Origin of the sequence: uncultured Oscillibacter sp. (genome assembly GCF_947654275.1) — a bacterium.
In the GTDB taxonomy this organism is placed as follows: Bacteria; Bacillota; Clostridia; order Oscillospirales; family Oscillospiraceae; genus Oscillibacter.
In genome coordinates this window covers 92,393-112,314 of sequence record NZ_CANTJS010000003.1, presented here as the reverse complement: position 1 = coordinate 112,314, position 19,922 = coordinate 92,393, and the positions used below count along the sequence as shown (strand labels likewise).

General features: G+C 60.9%; 18 protein-coding genes. 6 read left to right on the top strand and 12 right to left on the bottom strand.

Going from position 1 to position 19,922, the window contains the following annotated elements; translation table 11 throughout:
• Positions 1 to 74 precede the first annotated feature (74 nt).
• Positions 75 to 686: a DUF1643 domain-containing protein gene (locus tag Q0063_RS01780; protein WP_297870255.1), complete on the top strand. Its 612-nt coding sequence runs from the start codon at positions 75 to 77 to the stop codon at positions 684 to 686.
• A gap of 113 nt (positions 687 to 799) precedes the next feature.
• Here Q0063_RS01780 and Q0063_RS01775 read toward each other — a convergent pair whose 3' ends face one another.
• The 6 genes from Q0063_RS01775 to Q0063_RS01750 form a co-directional block, all read right to left on the bottom strand.
• A complete protein-coding gene (locus tag Q0063_RS01775; protein WP_297870254.1) occupies positions 800 to 3,229 on the bottom strand; it encodes a glycogen/starch/alpha-glucan phosphorylase in 2,430 nt (809 codons plus the stop codon).
• Positions 3,230 to 3,238: 9 nt separating this feature from the next.
• Positions 3,239 to 5,152, bottom strand: coding sequence for a glycogen synthase GlgA (gene glgA / locus Q0063_RS01770; RefSeq protein WP_297870253.1), 1,914 nt, complete (start codon positions 5,150 to 5,152; stop codon positions 3,239 to 3,241).
• A 182-nt stretch (positions 5,153 to 5,334) separates the two neighbouring features.
• Positions 5,335 to 6,447 carry a glucose-1-phosphate adenylyltransferase subunit GlgD gene (gene glgD / locus Q0063_RS01765; RefSeq protein WP_297870252.1) on the bottom strand — a complete coding sequence of 371 codons (1,113 nt, stop codon included), beginning with the start codon at positions 6,445 to 6,447 and terminating at the stop codon, positions 5,335 to 5,337.
• Positions 6,444 to 7,649 carry a glucose-1-phosphate adenylyltransferase gene (locus tag Q0063_RS01760; RefSeq protein ID WP_297870251.1) on the bottom strand — a complete coding sequence of 402 codons (1,206 nt, stop codon included), beginning with the start codon at positions 7,647 to 7,649 and terminating at the stop codon, positions 6,444 to 6,446. Before Q0063_RS01760 ends, glgD begins: the two co-directional genes overlap by 4 nt.
• A 43-nt stretch (positions 7,650 to 7,692) precedes the next feature.
• On the bottom strand, positions 7,693 to 9,981 hold the full coding sequence (gene glgB, locus Q0063_RS01755; RefSeq protein ID WP_297870250.1) for a 1,4-alpha-glucan branching protein GlgB: 2,289 nt from the start codon (positions 9,979 to 9,981) through the stop codon (positions 7,693 to 7,695).
• A complete protein-coding gene (locus Q0063_RS01750; protein WP_297870249.1) occupies positions 9,959 to 10,183 on the bottom strand; it encodes a hypothetical protein in 225 nt (74 codons plus the stop codon). Before Q0063_RS01750 ends, glgB begins: the two co-directional genes overlap by 23 nt.
• A gap of 344 nt (positions 10,184 to 10,527) precedes the next feature.
• Between Q0063_RS01750 and Q0063_RS01745 the strand changes: the two genes are divergently transcribed.
• From Q0063_RS01745 to Q0063_RS01730, 4 genes are all read left to right on the top strand, one after another.
• On the top strand, positions 10,528 to 10,848 hold the full coding sequence (locus Q0063_RS01745; RefSeq protein WP_297870248.1) for a hypothetical protein: 321 nt from the start codon (positions 10,528 to 10,530) through the stop codon (positions 10,846 to 10,848).
• A 215-nt stretch (positions 10,849 to 11,063) separates the two neighbouring features.
• Positions 11,064 to 11,873, top strand: a complete 810-nt coding sequence (locus tag Q0063_RS01740; protein WP_297870247.1) for a sulfite exporter TauE/SafE family protein — start codon at positions 11,064 to 11,066, stop codon at positions 11,871 to 11,873.
• Positions 11,874 to 12,039: 166 nt separating this feature from the next.
• Positions 12,040 to 12,522 (top strand): RNA polymerase sigma factor, encoded by a 483-nt coding sequence (locus Q0063_RS01735; protein WP_297870246.1) that lies wholly within the window; start codon positions 12,040 to 12,042, stop codon positions 12,520 to 12,522.
• On the top strand, positions 12,515 to 13,081 hold the full coding sequence (locus Q0063_RS01730; protein ID WP_297870245.1) for a hypothetical protein: 567 nt from the start codon (positions 12,515 to 12,517) through the stop codon (positions 13,079 to 13,081). Before Q0063_RS01735 ends, Q0063_RS01730 begins: the two co-directional genes overlap by 8 nt.
• 51 nt (positions 13,082 to 13,132) lie before the next feature.
• On the opposite strand, the gene Q0063_RS01725 is transcribed toward Q0063_RS01730, so the two are convergent.
• On the bottom strand, positions 13,133 to 14,821 hold the full coding sequence (locus tag Q0063_RS01725; protein WP_297870244.1) for a glutamine--tRNA ligase/YqeY domain fusion protein: 1,689 nt from the start codon (positions 14,819 to 14,821) through the stop codon (positions 13,133 to 13,135).
• A gap of 194 nt (positions 14,822 to 15,015) precedes the next feature.
• On the opposite strand from Q0063_RS01725, the gene Q0063_RS01720 reads away from it, so the two are divergent.
• On the top strand, positions 15,016 to 15,378 hold the full coding sequence (locus Q0063_RS01720; RefSeq protein WP_297870243.1) for a hypothetical protein: 363 nt from the start codon (positions 15,016 to 15,018) through the stop codon (positions 15,376 to 15,378).
• A gap of 105 nt (positions 15,379 to 15,483) precedes the next feature.
• Here the strand turns inward: Q0063_RS01720 and groL are convergent, their stop codons facing one another.
• The 5 genes from groL to holA all read right to left on the bottom strand — a co-directional run bounded on the left by groL (position 15,484) and on the right by holA (position 19,920).
• Positions 15,484 to 17,106, bottom strand: coding sequence for a chaperonin GroEL (gene groL / locus Q0063_RS01715; protein WP_297870242.1), 1,623 nt, complete (start codon positions 17,104 to 17,106; stop codon positions 15,484 to 15,486).
• Between the two features lie 299 nt (positions 17,107 to 17,405).
• Positions 17,406 to 17,690: a co-chaperone GroES gene (gene groES, locus Q0063_RS01710; RefSeq protein WP_297870241.1), complete on the bottom strand. Its 285-nt coding sequence runs from the start codon at positions 17,688 to 17,690 to the stop codon at positions 17,406 to 17,408.
• A 166-nt stretch (positions 17,691 to 17,856) separates the two neighbouring features.
• Positions 17,857 to 18,102 carry a DUF6514 family protein gene (locus Q0063_RS01705; protein ID WP_297870240.1) on the bottom strand — a complete coding sequence of 82 codons (246 nt, stop codon included), beginning with the start codon at positions 18,100 to 18,102 and terminating at the stop codon, positions 17,857 to 17,859.
• A 97-nt stretch (positions 18,103 to 18,199) separates the two neighbouring features.
• On the bottom strand, positions 18,200 to 18,844 hold the full coding sequence (locus tag Q0063_RS01700; protein ID WP_297870239.1) for a toprim domain-containing protein: 645 nt from the start codon (positions 18,842 to 18,844) through the stop codon (positions 18,200 to 18,202).
• Positions 18,841 to 19,920 (bottom strand): DNA polymerase III subunit delta, encoded by a 1,080-nt coding sequence (holA, locus tag Q0063_RS01695; RefSeq protein ID WP_297870238.1) that lies wholly within the window; start codon positions 19,918 to 19,920, stop codon positions 18,841 to 18,843. Before holA ends, Q0063_RS01700 begins: the two co-directional genes overlap by 4 nt.
• Between the last annotated feature and the right edge of the window lie 2 nt (positions 19,921 to 19,922).

Here is a 19,922-nt window from a genome sequence, read left to right as displayed (position 1 = left end):
CTCATTCCTAATTCCTCATTCCTAATTCCTCATTCCTAATTCCTCATTCCTAATTGAAACGAAGGAGGTTTCCCATGCCCCACATTCCCCAAGGTCCCACCGCCGCCCTGGAGCTGGAGCGCTTTCAGCCCGCTCTGGAGGCCGCCCTGCTCCCCTCTCCGGATTACGACGCCGCCCGCTGGCTCTATGTCCCCAACACCTATTCGGAATACCGTTACATTCTGGGCACCCGCGGGAGAAAGCCCCTGATCTGCGTGGGCATCAATCCCTCCACCGCCGCGCCGGACGCCCTGGACCCCACCCTCCAGTCCGCCCAGCGCATCGCCCTGGCCAACGGCTACGACAGCTTCCTGATGTTCAATGTCTACGCCCAGCGGGCCACCCGGCCCGACGATATGGAACGGACCCTGAACCAAGACCTCCACGGGGAAAACCGGAAGGCCTTCCGCTATCTGCTGTCCCTGTCGGAGCGCCCCGCCGTCTGGGCCGCCTGGGGGAACATCATCGAAAAGCGGGACTATCTCATGGACTGCATGCGGGACTTCGCCGCTGACGGGCAGGCCGTTGGAGCCCGCTGGTTTACGGCGGGGCCCCCACTGAAATCCGGCCACCCCCACCATCCGCTCTATCTCAGGCGGGACACGCCCCTGCTGGACTTCGATATCCTGGCCTATCTGGCGCGCTGACGTTCCACGCACTTCCCGCGGTCCCGGACACGGCGCAAAAAGAAGCCTTCCGCTTTCGCGGAAGGCTCTTTTGATTTTGCTATTGATATACTGTTTTCCGGCCGGCAGCCGCCTTAACGGTGGGGCACGTGCCAGATATTGTCCGCGTACTCCGCAATGGAGCGGTCGGCGGCAAAGATGCCGCTGCGGGCAATGTTGTGCAGGCTCATGCGGTTCCACTGTTCGGGATCCGCATAGGTTTCCACCATCTTCCGCTCAGCATCGCAGTAGCTCTCGAAATCCGCCAGCAGCAGATATTCGTCGGCAGGACTGCCGCCCATTCCCTGAAGCAGGCGCTGATACAGGTCTTCGTAACGGACGCCGTCCCGGAACCCGGTGCGCAGGGCATCCATGGCCCGGCGGAGCCGTGCGTCCTTGTTGTAGTAGCGCTGGGGCACATAGCCCTCCCGCTTCAGCTGCTGCACCTCGTCGGCATGGAGGCCGAAGAGGAACATGTTTTCGTCTCCCAGAACACTGTGCATTTCCACGTTGGCACCGTCCAGGGTGCCGATGGTCAGCGCTCCGTTCATCATGAACTTCATATTGCCGGTACCGCTGGCTTCCTTTCCGGCCGTGGAAATCTGCTGGCTGACCTCGCTGGCGGGCATCAGAATCTCCGCCAGGGACACCCGGTAGTTCTCCAGGAACACCACCTGAAGTTTGTCCTTGCAGATGGGGTCATGGGCAATCTGGTCCGCCAGGGAGTTGATGAGGCGGATGATCCGCTTGGCCACCTCATAGCCCGGAGCGGCCTTGGCTCCGAAGAGGAAGGCCCGGGGCTGCTGAATGAAGCCGGGTTCGTCCTGGAGACGCTGATACAGGGCGATGATGTGCAGCACGTTCAGCAGCTGCCGCTTGTACTCGTGGAGACGCTTGGACTGCACATCGAAAATGGCGTCGGGGTTCAGAATCACGCCCCGGCTCTTCTTGGCGTGGGCCACAAAGGCCTTCTTGTTCTCATATTTGATTTCCGCCAGCCGCTTCAGCACGGTCTTGTCGTCGGCGTAGGCGTCCAGCTTCTGGAGAACGGAGGCGTCGGAGAGGTAGGCGTCGCCGCCGGTCAGCTCCTTGATGAGTCCGTCCAAACCGGGGTTGATCTCGCTGAGCCAGCGGCGGTGATCGATGCCGTTGGTCACGTTCTGGAACTTCCAGGGCTCCATCTGATAGGCGTTTTTAAACACGTCCTGCTTCAGAATGTCGGAGTGCAGGCCGCTGACGCCGTTGACCGCCATGCCGCCGGCAATGCAGAGGTTGGCCATCCGCACCTCGCCGTCCCAGATAATGGCCATGTTCTGGGTTTTGCCGGGGTCGTGGTAATAGGCCTCGACCTTTTTCTGCCAGCGGGCGGAAATCTCCTGGATAATCTGGTAAATCCGGGGCAGGCGGCGCTCCATCAGGGTCTGAGGCCAGCGCTCCAGCGCCTCGGCCAGAACGGTGTGGTTGGTATAGGCCACGGACTGCGTGGTGATGCTCCAGGCCTCGTCCCAGTCCATGCCCGTATCGTCAATGAGAATCCGCATCAGCTCCGGAATCACCAGAGTGGGATGGGTGTCGTTGATCTGGATGACGTTTTTCTCATGGAAGTTTTTCAGTGTTCCATAGGTATCCAGATGCTTGGCGGTGATGGACTGGATGGTGGCGGAGACAAAGAAATACTGCTGTTTCAGCCGGAGGGACTTGCCCTCCATGTGGTTGTCCTCGGGATAGAGAACCTTGGCAATGGCCTCGGCCATGGCCTGTTCCTCGGCAGCCTTCAGGTACTCGCCCCGGCCGAAGAGGCTCATATCCATAGCCTTGGTGGGCCGGGCGTCCCACAGACGCAGGACGTTCACATGGTCGGTGCCGTAGCCGGCAATCTCCATGTCATAGGGCACCGCCAGCACGGTGGTGGCGTTTTCGTTGACGGTGTGGAGGTAGCCGTCGGCCCAGAACTCCCGAATGGTGCCGCCAAAGGAGACCTGCTGTGCCTCGGCGGGCTTGGGCAGCAGCCAGGCGGCGCCCAGGTCCTTCCAGTGGTCGGGAAGCTCCACCTGCTGGCCCTCCACAATCTTCTGCTTGAACAGTCCCAGCTCATAGCAGATGGAATAGCCGGTGGCGGGAATCTCCAGTGTGGTCATGGAATCCAGATAACAGGCGGCCAGACGGCCCAGACCGCCGTTGCCCAGGGCGGCGTCAGGCTCCATCTCAAAGATGTCTCCAGACTTGAACCCCAGATGCTCCAGTGCTTCCTTCAGCTGGGGCAGGACCCCCAGGTTATAGGCGTTCTTCATCAGGCTCCGGCCCATCAGGAATTCCATGGACAGGTAATGGACCTGCTTTTTCTTGTTCTGGCGGGTCTTTTTCCGGGTCTCCACCTCCCGCAGAGCCATCACGTCCCGCAGGACCAGCGCACTGGCCCGCATCATCTCGCCGTCGGTGGCCTCCTCCGGCGCTTTGCCGAAGTTGGTCATCAGCTTGGCGTTCAGCGCCTCTTCCAGCGTCTTCGTCGTAAATGCTGTACTCATTCGTCTACCTTATTCCGCCGCTTTTTTCTTGGCGGTTCCTTTCTTCGCGGACTTTGCGCCGGTTTTCCCGGTCTTTTTGGAAGCCTTTTCCCCGGATTTCGCCGCGGATTTGGCGGTCTTGCGGGTCTTTTTGGGAGCTTCTTCCACAGGAGCGGTCTCTATGGGAGCTTCTTCCGCGGGAGCGGTCTCCACAGGAGTCTCTTCCACGGGGGCAGTCTCCACAGGAGTCTCTTCCACGGGGGCGGTCTCTACAGGGGCTTCTTCCACGGGGGCGGTCTCCACAGGAGTCTCTTCCACGGGAGCGGTCTCCACAGGAGTCTCTTCCACGGGGGCGGTCTCCACAGGAGTCTCTTCCACGGGAGCGGTCTCCACGGGAGTCTCCTCCACGGGCGCGGCCTCTACAGGGGCCGGGGCCTCCTCAAAAGGGTGGGCTTCCTCCTCGCCCCGGGCGGTGTCCACCCGGACCGTGTCCTTCCGGACGGGCCACTCAATGCCGGTGATGGTGGAATAAATCCGCAGATATTCCCGGGCGCTTCTGGCCCAGCTGAAGTCCCCGGACATGGCACGCTGGCGCAGACGGCCGAAGACGTCGGGATAATCCTTGTAGAGATAGACGGCTTCCCGGATGACGTGGAGCATGTCGCCGCTGGAGTAGTTGGCGAAGGAGAAGCCGTTGCCGGCGTCCCGCCAGGACTCGCAGGGCTGAACGGTGTCCCGCAGGCCGCCGGTCTCCCGGACGATGGGCACCGTGCCGTAGCGCATGGCGATCATCTGGCTCAGGCCGCAGGGCTCGCTCTTGGAGGGCATCAGGAACAGGTCCGCGCCGGCATAGATGGACATGGACAGCGCCTCGTTATAGTCCAGGTTCACGGACATCCGGCCGGGATACTGCTGGGCGGCCCAGTGGAAGAACTCCTCATAGCGCTGGTCGCCGGTGCCCAGAACCACCATCTGAATGGGCAGCTCCATCATATCGTGGAGCACCTCGCAGATCAGGTCCAGGCCCTTGTGGGACACCAGACGGCTGACAATGGCCACGATGGGCGTGTGGGGCTCCTGCCGCAGGCCCGTCATCCTCTGGAGCTCGGCCTTGCACTCGTCCTTGCCGGTCATATCCTCGGCAGAGAAGTTCTTTTTGATGTGTCCGTCGGTTCTGGGGTCATAGAGCTTCATATCAATGCCGTTGAGCACGCCATAGAGCTTGTTGGAGCACCGGCGCATAATGCTTTCCATGCGGTGGGCAAAGAAGGGCATTTTCAGCTCATTGGCATAGGTGGGAGACACGGCGTTCACCGCGTCGGAACAGAGGATGGCGCCCTTGAGCAGGTTCACATCCCCGTCCATCAGGATGGTGCCGTCATCGGCCCAGCCGTGATCCAGACCGAAGAGGTCCCCCAGGACAAAGGGATTGTAGCGGCCCTGATACTCGATGTTATGAATGGTCAGCACCGTCCGGATGGAGCGGTAGCGGTCTTCCCGAACGCCGTCGTCCTTCAGGTAGATAGGCACCAGGGCGGACTGCCAATCGTTGCAGTGAATCACCTCGGGCCAGAATTTGAGGTGGTCCAGCATCCGGACCACGGCCCGGGAGAAGAAGCCGAAGCGCTCGCCGTCGTCGGCCTGGCCATAGAGCGCGCCCCGGTTGAAGTACTGCTCATTGTCCAGGAAATACCAGGTCACGCCGTCCTGCTCCAGAGAGAACAGGCCGCAGTAGCTGTGCCGCCAGGCCATGTCCACGTAATCATAGCACTCGAATTTCAGCTTGTCGCCGAACCGGGCGCGGACCCGGTCGTACAGAGGCAGGATCACAGCCACCTCGGCGCCCTGTTCCGCCAGGGCGGGAGGCAGGGAACCCGCCACATCCGCAAGCCCGCCGGTTTTGCAGAAGGGAACGGCTTCGCTGGTCACATACAGAATTTTCATACACTTAACTCCTTTTTACAGCTCCCCCGGCCCCGGGCAACCCCTGGAAAAACCGGGCTTGTCAAACAGTCAGGGAACGTTGTCAGTGCGGTGATTCCTATATTATACCAAATCATGGAGGCCGGGTCAATCCGGCCTTTCAATCAGAAAAGGGGGACGAGGCCGCCCCCCTTTTATTGAAATTACACCTTACTGCCCTTGGAGAGGACGATGGGATAGGTGGCATGGCCCATTAAGGTGCGTCCCTCCAGGACCTCCACGTCCTTGTCGGCAATGATATAGCTCAGCTGAGCATCCTTGCGGATGACGCATTCCTTGAAAATCACGCAGTTGCGCACCACCGCGCCGCTCTCCACCGTCACGCCGGGGAAGAGGATGGAATTCTCCACCACGCCCTCGATGGAGCAGCCGTCTCCGAACAGGGAGTTAACGCACCGTCCGTCCGCGCCCACATAGGTGGAGCTGAGGTCGGCGTTCTTGGCCCGGATGGGCCGGCGGGCGTTGAAGAGGTCCGCACGGATGGCGGGGTCCAGCAGCTGCATGCTGCGGTCATAATACTCCTGCACGGAGCGGATCTGCGCGGCATAGCCCTTCCAGATGTAGCTCTGAATCTTCAGCGTGTCCCGCCGGGCCTGGAGCACGTCGGCGCGCCAGCTGATCTGATCCTTGGCGGCGCAGTCGTCCACCAGCTCCAGCAGCAGCTTCTTGGACACGATGTAGGTGCCCAGGCCCCGGAGGCCCCTGGGGGTATGGGGATGGATGAAGACCTCCGTAATCCGGCCGCCCTCGCCCACCTGGAAATAGGTCCCGTCCTCGGTCATGAAGCTGTCGTTGGCGCAGACCACCGTGATGTCCGCACCGGACTTCACGTGGCTCTCATAAATCTCCTGTACGGGCAGGTTCGCCACCAGGTCGCCGTCCATCATCACCACATAGTCCTGGCGGATGCCCTCCAGATAGCTGCGCACCGCGGTCATGGCCTCGATATGGCCCCGATAGGGCATAGCGCCCCAGTCGCCTCTGTAGTTGAAGGGGGGCAGCAGCCGCAGGCCGCCGCGCTTGCGGGAGAGATCCCAGTCCTTGCCGGTGCCCAGATGGTCCAGCAGGCTCTGATAATGCCCATGGAGAATGATGCCCACGTCGGTGGCCCCGGCGTTCACCAGGTTGGACAGGGCGAAGTCCACCGCCCGGAACCGCCCGCCGAAGGGGATGGAGGCGGAGGAGCGGATGGAGCCCAGCTCCTGAAGGTCCCCGCGGCGCTCATAGGCGAAAATGATTCCATGCAGTCCTTTCATTTGGACACCTCCTCACCTTTGCTGTTCAGCATGATGCCGGCCTTGACCGCTCTGCCCTCGGGCAGCTCGCACTGAGGCGCCAGAACCGTCAGCCCCCAGCCCTCAGGCGTGTTCTCCGGCGTGCCGCCCACGTGGCAGTCTCTGCCGATTCTGCAATTCTCACCCAGGATGGCGTATTCCACCACCGCGCCCGGCTCCACAACCACGCCGGGGAAGAGGACGGAATAGCGGACCGCGGCGCCCTCGCCCACCGTCACATTGGGGGAGAGCACGGAATTCTCCACAGTTCCCTCCAGAACGCTGCCCCGGTTCATGGCGCTGTGGGTCACTCTGGACCCCGCGCCCAGGAAGGCCGGCGGCGCGCTGACGGACCGGGCATAGATGGGCCAGGACTGGTCCCGCAGGTCCAGGCCGGACTCAGGCGCCAGCATATCCATGTTGGCGTCCCACAGGGATTCCAGGGTGCCCACGTCCTTCCAATAGCCGTCAAACCGGTAGGCGGCCATCCGCTCCTGATTGTTCAGCATATTGGGAATGATGTTTTTGCCGAAATCGTTCTCGGAACCGGGGTCCGCCTCGTCCTCGGTGAGGTACTGGCGCAGGGCCTTCCAGGAAAAGACGTAGATGCCCATGGAGGCCAGATTGCTCTTGGGCTCCTTGGGTTTTTCCGCGAACTCGGTAATCATGTCGTCGTCGTTCACGCTCATGATGCCGAAGCGGGGCGCCTCGGCCCAGGGCACCTCCATCACGGAGATGGTGCAGGCGGCATTGGCCTCCTTATGGCGGGCCACCATCTTGGAATAGTCCATCTTGTAGATGTGGTCGCCGGAGAGAATCACCACATACTCCGGGTCATACATGTCGATAAAGCCGATATTCTGGTAGATGGCGTTGGCCGTGCCCTTGTACCAGGTGCCGCCCTTGCTGCCCTGATAGGGGGGCAGAATGTGGACGCCGCCGCTGGACCCGTCCAGGTCCCAGGGCTGGCCGCTGCCGATATAGCCGTTCAGCTCCAGGGGGCGGTACTGGGTCAGCACGCCCACCGTGTCGATGCCGGAGTTGGTGCAGTTGGACAGGGGAAAGTCAATGATGCGGTACTTGCCGCCGAAGGGTACGGCGGGCTTTGCCATGTCTCCGGTGAGGACGTACAGACGGCTGCCCTGTCCTCCGGCCAGCAGCATGGCCACACATTCTTTCTTCATGTTTTCGCTCCTTTGACTGTTTTTTCGCCTCGATCTGTTCGCTTCAGCTTTTTTTCACTCTGGACTTGATCGCCTTGGGACTCTCCTTTTCTCGCGCGCTCTCCTTCTCTCTCGCGCCTTCCTTCCCTTCCTCTTCCTTCTTCTCTGCCTTGGGTTTCCTTCCTCTTTTTTTCACGGCCGACGTGCTCTGCTCCAGGGGGGATTCCTGTTCCGCCTTGGGCTTCCGGCCCCTTCTTTTGGCGGGCCCGGCCTCTCCGGCGTCCCTGCTCTCCCCGGCTTTCTCGACCTTTTCGACCTTTTCGACCTTCTCGACCTTTTCAGTCTCCCCGGCCCTGGCGGCCTTGGGGCTCCGGATGGATTTCAGGACCTGGGCCGCCTTTTGGCCTACGGACGCCTTGGCCGTCTCGCTCTCCTCCGCTTCGGTCTCCGCGGCCTTTTTCGATTTTCTGGGCTTGGGAAGGGTTCCCTCACCCCGGAGGAACACCGCGCCGAAGGCGGGAATCTTAATGGCGACGGACTGATCCCTGCCGTGGGACTCCACTGCCTCCACCGTCACGGGCTCCTCATCACCGAAGCCGTCGCCGCCGTAGACCGCCGCGTCGGTATTGAAAATCGGGCGGTACTGGCGGTGGGCGGGAACGCCCAGGCGGTAACCCTCGTAAGTATTGGGGGAGAAGTTCACCGCGCAGAGGATATCCCGGCCCTTTTTATCTTTCCGCAGGAAGACCACCACGTTGTTGTGGTTGTCGTCCACCACCAGCCACTCAAAGCCCTCCCAGCTGAAATCCACCTCCCAGAGGGCGGGTTCCTTTTTGTAGAAGGCGTTGGCATCCTTGAAGAAGCGGTGGAGCTTCTGATTGGAGTCGTTCTCCAGCAGATACCAGTCCAGCTGCTCCTTGTCGTTCCACTCGTGCCACTGGCCCAGCTCCGCGCCCATGAAGAGCAGCTTCTTGCCGGGGTGGGCCAGAAGGTAGGCGTAGAAGCCCCGAGTGCAGCGGAGCTGATTTTCATAGTCTCCCGGCATCTTGCCCACCACGGAGCCCTTCATGTGGACCACCTCGTCGTGGGAGATGGGCAGCACAAAATTCTCCGAAAAGGCGTACATCATGGAGAAGGTGATGTCCTTATGATGGTGCTGGCGGAAGAAGGGGTCCAGCTTCAGGTAGTGGCACATGTCGTTCATCCAGCCCATATTCCACTTGAGGTTGAAGCCCAGACCGCCGACGTCGGCGGGACGGCTGACCATGGGCCAGGCGGTGGATTCCTCGGCAATCATCATCACGCCGGGCTTCACGCCGAAGGCAATGGTGTTGAGCTCCCGGAGGAAGTCGATGGCCTCCAGATTCTCGTGTCCGCCGTATTTGTTGGGGCTCCACGCGCCGCCCTGGCGGTCATAGTCCAGATAGAGCATGGAGGCCACGGCGTCCACCCGGAGTCCGTCGATGTGGCACTCCTCCAGCCAGAACCGGGCGGAGGAGAACAGGAAGCTCTTCACCTCGGGGCGGCCGTAGTCAAAGACCCGGGTGCCCCAGGAGGCGTGCTCCCATTTGTTGGGGTCGCTGTACTCATAGCAGCAGCCGCCGTCAAACTGATAGAGACCGTGGGCGTCCTTGCAGAAATGAGAGGGCACCCAGTCCAGAATCACGGCGATGCCGTTTTTGTGCATGTGGTTCACGAACCACATGAAGTCCTTGGGCGTGCCGTACCGGGACGTGGGAGCGAACCAGCCGGTGGCCTGATAGCCCCAGGACCCGTCAAAGGGATGCTCCAGCACCGGCATCAGCTCGATGGCGGTATAGCCCATCTCTTTGACATAGGCGCCCAGCTCCACGGCAAGGTCCTTGTAATCGTAGAAATCGCCGTTTTCCCGCTTCTTCCAGGAGCCCAGATGGACCTCGTAGATATTCAGCGGGGAATCATAGACCTGGTGCTTGGCCTGTTTGGCCTGAAAAGCCGCGTCCGTCCACTTGAAGCCCTGGATATCATAGAGCTTGCTGGCGGTGTCCGGACGTGTTTCGCTGTGGAAGCCATAGGGGTCCGCCTTCAGGCGGGTCTCCCCGTCCACGCCGGTCACGGCATATTTATAGGCCGCGTATTCCGTCAAACCGGGGATAAATCCCTCCCAGATCTCGCCCTTGCGGACCAGGCGGTGTTCCCCGGTCTTCCAGTTGTTGAAGTCTCCGACCACAGATACCATCTGGGCATGGGGCGCCCAGACCCGGAAGCCCCAGCCCTTCACGCCGCGCTTTTCCGTGGGGTGCGCGCCGAAGTACCGCCAGCCGTCCGTCAGAGCGCCGGAATGGAACCGTTCAGTGGGATTGTTTTTTGCCATAAGTCAACCTCCGTGCAGAGCCGGCCGGCAGAAGAACCGGGAAACGGAGGGCCGTCCCGCCGAAATCCATCTGTCCGCGCCGCGCCGCTTTTGCGGCGAGCGGCCCGCCAATTTCCAGCGCCCTCCCCGGCGCTGTTTTCCGCCCCGCGCCCCTGCGGCGCGGCAGGCTTTTTGTCATTCCTTCCAAATTATTCTTTATCATTATACTTCTTCCTGAAAATACCGTCAAGGATGGACCTGTCGAAAAAACGAGGGCAGTTTTAGTGCAATCCTCCAAATTCAACAGCAAATAGACGGTTTTTTGTCCATTTCCAACAAAATGAGCCCTTAGGTCTAAAAATATTCCTCATTTCTATTTTCAAATCTGCCGGCAAAGGTAAACGATTTTCTGAGATCATACCGCTCTTTTCTTAAATTCGCGGAAGAGGGACCAGGAAAGAGGCACTTGACAGCGTCCGCGATTCCGTCCATAATGATGCCCACAAAGGCGGCGGACAGGCTTTGGAGAAGCCGCCGCAAAAGAACAGTGGAAAAGGAGACAGCGTTATGCAATATCTGATTTTAGCCGTCCTGATTTACCTCGTCATTTACATGCTTGACTTCAAGGGCTACCGGAGAGACGGAAAGCGGTGGCCAAAAATCATAGAGCTGGAACAGTATCTCAGAAAACACGGCCTGCGGCGCAATGCTTCCGAGTATCGCAAGCTGCGGAAGGACGCCCGGAAGAAAGCGAACCTTGCAAGAAATCTCGACGCCTTCGAACAGAGCCTGTGGGAAATCGAGGACAGAAACTACAGCGCGCGAAGGACGCAGGAGTCGCTGAACGAGCTGAACAAGCGGCTGTTTGACCTTCAGATGCGGCTCTAAGAGCCTGATTAAAATCCATCGAAACGCCGTCTCTGGGCATCTTTTTCCGCCGATGCTGCGTTGGTTTGACTTGAAATCTGCCAGGATTCCTGCGTCAAACCGCCTTGCCCGACAAAAAAATCTGCCCCAATCCGGCACTCCGCCGGATTTTAAACAGGCTCTTAGGGGACGCCGTCCCCCATTGTTCAAAGATTTTAAAACCGGGAGGACCGCGCATGGAATTTCTCACATCCGCCGCCCTGGACGGCTTCCCTCTGTGGGTTGTGCTGCTGATTTGCCTGGGGGTGTTTCTGGCGTCCTTCATGGACGCCATTGCCGGGGGCGGCGGCGTCATCTCCGCCCCCACTCACCTGATTGCCTTCGGTGATCTCCCGGCGTCCTACGCCCTGGGCACCAACAAGGTTTCCGCCTGTCTGGGCACCCTGTTCTCCACCGCCCGGTTCATCAAAAACGGCTATGTCAGCTGGCCCCTCTTCGGTCCCTCCATCGCCTTTTCCCTGGCGGGGTCCACGGCGGGGACCTGGCTCCAGCACCGGACGCCGGACGCGGTGCTGAAATACATGCTGCTCCTGGTCCTGCCGGCGGTGGCCTTCCTCACCCTCCGGAATCACGACTGGCCAGACGAGCCGGGGGACATCGACCCCGTCCGGCAGAAGCTCATCGTTTGGTCCGCCGCCTTTTTCATCGGCGGCTACGATGGGTATTACGGCCCCGGCACCGGGACCTTCCTGATGATTCTCTTCATCCGGGCCGCCAGGCTGGACACCCGCCACGCCGCCGGCGGCGTGAAGGTCATCAATCTGGCCTCCAACCTGGGCAGTCTGGCGGTCCAGCTGAAAACGGGCTATGTGTTTCTGGGGGTGGGCCTCACCGCCTCTGTGGCCTCCATCGCCGGGCACTACCTGGGGTCCGGGCTGGCTATTAAAAACGGCAGCAGAATCGTCCGGCCCACCGTCATCATTGTGCTGCTTCTGCTGACGGTGAAAATCGGCAGCGAGCTGCTGTTTCCGGAGTTCTGGGGATAGGCGGCCATGTTTCAAAAAAGGAGCCCTCAGGGGCTCCTTTTTTGAAACATGGCCGGAAAAATTTTTCCCAAATTTTCAGGATGCTGAGATTTTTTGCCCCGCTGATGGATATTCCCTGTAGAAAGGCCTTTCAACCCAAGCCCAAAACAAGCGAGGTGAAGCGCGTGTGACGGATCAGGCATTTCAGGCGGCGGTGGAGCGCTATGCCGACACGGTGTTCCGGCTGGCATACAGTTATCTGAAAAACCGGGCCGACGCGGAGGACGTGATGCAGGAAGCCCTGCTGAAGCTCTATACCGAAGCCAGAACCTTTGAGACCCCGGACCATGAAAAGCACTGGCTGCTCCGGGTGGCCGTGAACGAATGCAGGCGGCTGCTCCGCTCCCCCTGGAGGAGGCGGACCGGCCCTCTGGAGGAGGCGGGGGAGACGGCGGTCTTTGACCGCCCCGCCCAGACAGAGCTGTTCCGGCAGGTGATGTCTCTGCCCCCCAAATACCGGGCGGCGGTATATCTCCACTATTACGAGGGCCACCCCGTCAAGGAGACTGCCGCTCTGCTGGGGACCAACACGTCCACCGTTCAGACCTGGCTGATGCGGGCCCGGGGACAGCTGCAAACAAAACTGAAGGAGGCAGAAGCCTATGATTGACGAGAAACTTTACCGTGAGACATTTTCCCGGCTCCGGGCCTCCGACGAGGCAAAACAGGAGGTTATCATGCGTACTGCTGACATGAATGAAAAGAAGACCCGCCGGCCCCTGAGGGCCCTGAGAGCCGCGGCCATCGCCGCCATGCTCACCGTGGCCCTGGCGGTCACCGCCAACGCCGCCAGCAACGGCGCGCTGTTTGAGAACCTGCGCATCGTCTGGCAGAACGACTCTCAGCTCATGCTGGAGGACAATCAGGGAAATCAGGTGCTGGTCTCCGGCGTCTTCGCGGACGCGGAGCTCCGGGACGGAAAGCTGATGCTGACGGTGGACGGCACGGAAACCGACATCACCCAGGAGATTGAGGAACACGGCGCGTACAACTCCACCGTGAAAACCGCCGACGGCCGGGATGTGGACGTCACTGTCACCGGCACCCTGGAGGACTGCGAAGTTCAGCTGTCTTCCAGGGATGGGGACACGGAGTATCACGTGGCCGCGGAGAGCTCCGCTGCCGCGGAAAGCTACACCAGCGTCGTTACCACCACCGTCACGGATTAAGCGAAAACCGCCGGAGGGCCAAGCCCTCCGGCGGTTCCTCAATATCCGGACTTATTTCTTGAAGCTGTCCTTCAGGCTGACGCTGCGGTTGAACACCAGGTGTCCCGGGGCGCTGTCCCGGCTGTCCAGGCAGAAATAGCCCTGCCGCAGAAACTGGAAATTGGCCGGGGCCTTCGCCTCCGCCAGAGAGGCCTCCACCTTGCAGCCGGTGAGAATCTCCAGAGAACGTGGGTTCAGGCACTCCAGGAAATCCTTGTCGGCGGCGTCGGGGTTCTCGTCGGAAAAAAGATTGTCATACAGGCGCACCTCTGCGTCCGCCGCGTCGGCGGCGTTGACCCAGTGGATGGTGGCCCCCTTCACCTTCCGGCCGTCGGCAGGGTCGCCGCCCCGGCTGTCCGGGTCGTACTCACAGAGGATCTCCATCACATTCCCCGCCTCATCCTTCACGCAGCCGGTGCAGCGGATGAGATAGGCTCCCTTCAGGCGGCACTCCGGGCCGCCGGGATAGAGCCGCTTATACTTGGGCACCGGAGTCTCCAGAAAGTCGCTGGCCTCCACCCAGAGGGTCCGGGAAAAGCTGACTTCCCGGGTGCCGGCGGCGGGGTCCACCGGGTTGTTCTCCACCGTGACGGTCTCCGTCTTCCCCTCGGGATAGTTGGTAACCGTCAGCCTCACAGGCTGCAAAACGGCCATGACCCGTTCCGCCGAGGCGTTCAGGTCCTCCCGCAGGCAGTGCTCCAAAAATCCGTATTCCACCACGTTGGCGGACTTGGCCACGCCGATGCGCTCGCAGAAGTTCCGGATGGACCGGGGCGTGTAGCCCCGGCGGCGGAGACCGCAGAGGGTTGGCATCCGGGGATCGTCCCAGCCGGAGACCCGGCCCTCCTCCACCAGGCGGCGAAGCTTGCGCTTGCTCATCACGGTGTGGTCGATTCCCAGCCGCGCGAACTCAATCTGGCGGGGTCTGGCAGGCAGCTCACAGTTCTGAATCACCCAGTCGTAAAGGGGCCGGTGGGCCTCAAATTCCAGGGAGCAGAGACTGTGGGTTACTCCCTCCAGAGCATCCTGAATGGGGTGGGCGAAGTCATACATGGGGTAAATGCACCACTTCGTTCCGTGGCGGTGGTGGGGCAGATGGTTAATCCGGTAGAGCACCGGGTCCCGCATGTTGAAATTGCCGCTGGCCAGGTCAATTTTCGCCCGGAGGGTCATGGTTCCGTCGGCAAACTCCCCGGCCCGCATCCGCCGGAACAGGTCCAGGCTCTCCTCAATGGGCCGGTCCCGGTAGGGGCTCCGGGCAGGAACGCCGATGCCGCCCCGGTATTCCTTGAATTCCTCCGGCGTCAGCTGGCAGACGTAGGCCAGGCCCTTTTTAATCAGGCCCTCCGCCTGGCGGTAATCCTCCTCAAAATAATCGGACCCGTAGAAGAAGCGGTCCCCCCAGTCGAAGCCCAGCCAATGGATGTCCTCCTTGATGGCCTCCACAAACTCCTCGTCCTCCTTGGTGGGGTTGGTGTCGTCCATCCGGAGGTTGCAGAGACCGCCGTATTTTTCGGCGGTGCCGAAGTCGATGGTCAGGGCCTTGCAGTGGCCGATGTGGAGATAGCCGTTGGGCTCGGGGGGGAAGCGGGTGTGAACGGTCATGCCCTCGAACTGCCCGCCGGGGGCGATGTCCTCGTCAATGAAAGCATGGATAAAGTTCCGGCTCTCGGTTTCCGGCGCTCTGATTTCGTCTGCCATAGCAGCGTCCTCCCACTGTTCAATAAAATGACACTTTATTATACAAGACCGGCGGAGGGATTGCAAGGGGAAGTTTCAAGCGGGGAATGTCCCGCCGGAGCCGGCCGGTGAAACGGATTGACTTCCCCCGGGCCCCGTGGTATAGTTGACGCCGTCAGAAACATCATCGGATGAAAGCATGGGAGGGATTCGGGATGCAGGAACCCGTTCTGAAAATACAAACATTAGGCGCGCCGCCAGAGGGCTTTGAATGCGATGCTTTTCCCGGAGACGAGGGCTTTCCTCCTGATGAAATCCTCAATTTGTGGGAGGACTATCAGGACGCGGCAGACTCCATCACCCGGCCGGTTACATGGGAGGAGGCGGAGATTCTGATAAAATGCTGTCCCACAGATCACATGGCGGGAATTGAATGGACCATTCTGCACAGCATCGAAAGCGTTTTCAAGCCTGAGGCGGCAGAGGACTTCCGGGCCCTGATTGAGACCTGCAACTCGGACATGATGAAGACCATGCTGCTGGAACGGCTTCAAAATTATATCAGCAGCAGGAAATGACCGCTTTCAGTATACCGGCGGCCCGCTCTCGGAGAGAACCGCCGCCCGGAGGCGCAAGAAAGCCGCAGGCCCTTGGGCCTGCGGCTTTGTGTCGCTGATATGCGCTTAGTACATGCCGCCCATATCGGGGGCCGCGGGAGCGGGAGCGGGGGGCTCGGGCTTGTCGGCCACCAGGGACTCGGTGGTCAGCACCATGCCGGCCACAGACGCGGCGTTCTCCAGAGCGCTCCGGGTCACCTTGGCGGGGTCGATGATGCCGGCGGCTACCATGTCGCAGTACTCCTCCTTATAGGCGTCGAACCCAAAGCCCTTCTCGGAGGAACGGACCTTCTCCAGAATCACGGAGCCGTCCAGACCGGCGTTGGCGGCGATCTGACGGATAGGGGCCTCCAGCGCCTTGGCAATGATGCGTGCGCCGGTCTTCTCGTCGCCCTCCAGCTTCTCCACCAGGGCTTCCACGGCGGGAACCACGTTGACGAAGATGGTGCCGCCGCCGGCGACCACGCCCTCCTCAACAGCGGCCCGAGTAGCGTTCAGGGCGTCCTCGATGCGGAGCTTCTTTTCCTTCATCTCGGTCTCGGTGGCCGCGCCCACCTTGATGACGGCCACGCCGCCGGCCAGCTTGGCCAGACGCTCCTGGAGCTTCTCCTTGTCATAGTCGCTGGTGGTGTTGGCAATCTGAGAGCGGATTTGAGCGATCCGGTCCTTGATGGCCTGGGAATCGCCGTCGCCGTCCACGATGGTGGTGTTTTCCTTGGTGACCTTTACCTGACGGGCATGGCCCAGCATGGAGAAGTCGGCATTCTTCAGCTCCAGACCCACTTCCTCGCTGACCACGGTGCCGCCGGTGAGGGTGGCGATATCCTGAAGCATCTCCTTGCGGCGGTCGCCGAAGCCGGGAGCCTTGACGCAGACCACGTTCAGCACGCCCCGCAGACGGTTGACAATCAGGGTGCTCAGGGCCTCGCCCTCCACGTCCTCGGCCACGATGACCAGCTTCTTGCCGGACTGAAGCATCCCTTCCAGCAGGTCCTTGATATCGGTAATCAGGGAAATCTTCTTGTCGGTAATCAGGATATAGGCGTCGTCAATGACGGCCTCCATCTTTTCCATGTCGGTGGCCATATAGGGGGTGATATAGCCCCGGTCAAACTGCATGCCCTCGACCACCTCGCTGTAGGTCTCGGCGGTCTTGGACTCCTCAATGGTGATGACGCCGTCGGAGGAGACTTTTTCCATGGCGTCGGCAATCAGGCTGCCGATTTCCTCGTCGCCGGAGGACACAGCGCCTACCCGGGCGATGTCCTTGGAGCCGTCCACGGTCTTGGCCTGAGCCTTGACCTCACTGACCGCGGCCTCCACGGCCTTGGCCATGCCCTTCTTCACCACGATGGGGTTGGCGCCGGCGGCCAGGTTCTTCAGACCCTCCTGAATCATGGCCTGGGCCAGCAGGGTGGCGGTGGTGGTGCCATCGCCGGCCACGTCGTTGGTCTTGGTGGAAACTTCCTTGACCAGCTGTGCGCCCATGTTCTCAAAGGGATCGTCCAGTTCGATTTCCTTGGCGATGGTCACACCGTCGTTGGTAATCAGGGGAGAGCCGTATTTCTTGTCCAGAACCACGTTCCGGCCCTTGGGGCCCAGGGTGATTTTGACGGTATCGGCCAGAGAATTGACGCCGGTCTCCAGGGCCTTGCGGGCCTCGTCGCCGCGCTTGATAAGCTTAGACATATTGCATCTACCTCCAAATTTTTCTTAAAGAGGGGATTCATCCCCCCTTTCCCCGTTTCAGGGGACGCCGCATCCCTAAGCGGCAGAGCCGCCAAGGGCTGCGCTGTAGATTCTCCCTCACCAGTGACATCGGTCACTGGCGCCGCCGCCCCAGGCGGCTGGGGTCTCGGTATTTTCGCCACGCACATGTCGCGGCGAAAATAATTTCATTTTATTTCTCCGCTTCAGCGGAGAAACCAGGGGCAAGCCCCTTGGAACCCCGCCGCCTGCCGAACAAACGGCGAAGTCCCCCTTGATGTTTACTCGACGATGGCCAGAATGTCGTTCTGACGCACCACGGTGTATTCCACGTCCTCCAGGGTAACCTTGGTTCCGGCATACTGGCTGGTGATGACCTTGTCGCCGGGCTTCACCGTCATGGTGACCTCCTTGCCGTCCACAGTGCCGCCGGGGCCCACGGAAATGACTTCCGCCCAGGCGGGCTTTTCCTTGGCGGAGCCGGTGAGGATCAGGCCGCTCTTGGTGACCTCCTCCGCCTCTTCCACCTTCAGGATGACACGATCTGCCAGCGGGGTGAGTTTCATGGGAAATTCCTCCTTAAAATATAAAAATTTTTAAGAAATAACAATTCGCACTGTTAGCACTCGTTGTCCCGGAGTGCTAACAGTGCTATCATAGTACAGTCTTTTCGGTTTGTAAAGGGGTAACGGAGGAAAAGTTATGAAGAATTTGTAAATGTTGACGGTACACTCAGGCCAGCAGCCAGTCGTCCACCACATCCCGAAGGGCCACAGGCGTCACCTGGCCCCGAATCAGCCCGTCCAGAAGGCCCTGGACCCGCTGGCGGGACGTCGTGATGCCGGAGACCGCCGCCTGTTCCCCGCCCAGCTCCGCCTGAACGCCGTAGAGCGGGCCTGCGGCGGATTCCTCCGTCAGCAGATAATAGCGCAGTGCCGCGTCTTTGCATCTGGATTCCCCTGCCAAACGTCTCTTCATGCCGGCTGCCTCCCATTTGTATCTCAAGATACGGTCAGCATACCACCCGGACGCCGAAAACTCTGTCGAAATTTGTCGAATCCCTGCCGGAAAGGAATCAGGCTTCCTCCAGCTCCGCCAGCGCCGCTTCCAGCTCCTCCCGGCTGTAGAGAAGGTTCAGGGCCTCCAGAAGCCCGTTGGCGTTCAGATGCTCCGGCAGCTCCAGCCGCTTCAGCAGGGCCTGCCGTCTGACGGCGCTGCCCGTTCCGCCGCTGAGCCCCAGGGCAAACAGGTCCGCCTTACTCAACTTTTTGGCTTCCGCTTTTTTTGTTTCCGCCGTTCCGGCGGCCTGCTCCCCGGAAATCTTTTCCGGTCCGGCATCCTCGAAGGTGGCGCCCGCCCGGCGGAGGACCTCCAGCAGCACCGCGGGACTCATGCCCTCCACGCCCAGTTTGCCCTCCCGTCCGGGGCGGCGCTTGCGGCGCTCTTTGCCCCGGACGTCGGGAATATAGGCCTGCTTCACCCGGTCCCCGGGCAGAGCGCCCTTGAGGTAGTTCCGGATGACGAAGCCCGCGCCGTCGCTGTCCGTCAGGACAATCAGCCCCCGCTTTTCCGCCAGCCGCCGGAGAAAGGCCAGCTTCTCCCGGTCGTTGAACACGCCGAAGCCCCCCAGGGTGATGATGGGGGCGTCCACCGTCTGGGCCAGTGTGTTTTTGTCATAGCGGCCTTCCACCACGATGGCCTCCCGGATTTTCACCTTCATGTTCGGCTCGCCCCCAATCGCGCCAGCAGCAGCTTCAGTTCCTCCCCGCTGTCCACGCCCCTCTGGCTCTTCATCCGCCGGTCCAGCACCTGGCACATCTTCACCGCCCCGGCGCACCACTCCGCGTCCGCCCGCCGGGCGGCGGACATCAGGCGGCTGGCCTGGGACTCATATTTCATGTCCCACAGGTCCATCAGCCAATACTTGTCCCGTCCGCTGTCCAGACCAATCCGGGCGGTCCAGATCCGCCGGAGCTGGTTCCCCAGGGCCCCCAGGATGCGGATGGGCTCCGTCTGGGCCTTCAGCAGGTCTCCCAGAATGGACGCCGCCTTGTCGTAGTCCTCCCGGAGCACCGCGTCCGACAGCTTGAACACCTCCGCCGACAGCACCGGAGACGCCACATCGTCAATGTCCTTCTGGGTGACGGCGGGCCCCCTGGCATAGGTGGCAATCTTGGCGATTTCCTGCACCAGTCCCGTCATATGGTTTCCGCAGAGGAACACCAGATACTCCGCCGTCTGCCGGTCGATCTCCTTCCCCTGCTCCCGGAAGTGGCGGCTGACCCAGCCGGTCAGGGCGGCCCCCTCCGTCAGCTGGAATTCCACCGCCTCCACATGGGCCTCCAGGGCCCTGCACAGCTTTTTCATGGTCCGGTCTGGCTTGTATTTGACGGTGTTGTAGACAAACACCACGCAGCAGTAGGGCGGCACGTCCTCCAGAAAGGCAATCAGCTTCTCCCGCTGGTCCCCCGGCAGCTTGAACAGGTCCAGGTCGGTCACTTCCACATAGGTCCGCTCTGCCATCATGGGCATGGCCTCCGCCATGTCCGCCAGCTCCTGGATATTCAGGCCCTTCCCCTCCACGATGTGGCAGTTGAAGTCCTCACAGCCGGCGGGAATCAGCTGCTTCTTCAGCCGTCCCAGATAATACTCCCGCAGATAGCTCTCCTCGCCGTAAAAGATATAGGCGGTTCCGATGGTTCCGGCGGAGATGTCCGCCTTGAGCTTCAGAAAGGCCTGGTTTTCCTTTTTCTCTTTTTTTCTTCCCTTTGTGCTTTTTGTGCTTTTGGCCGCCATGG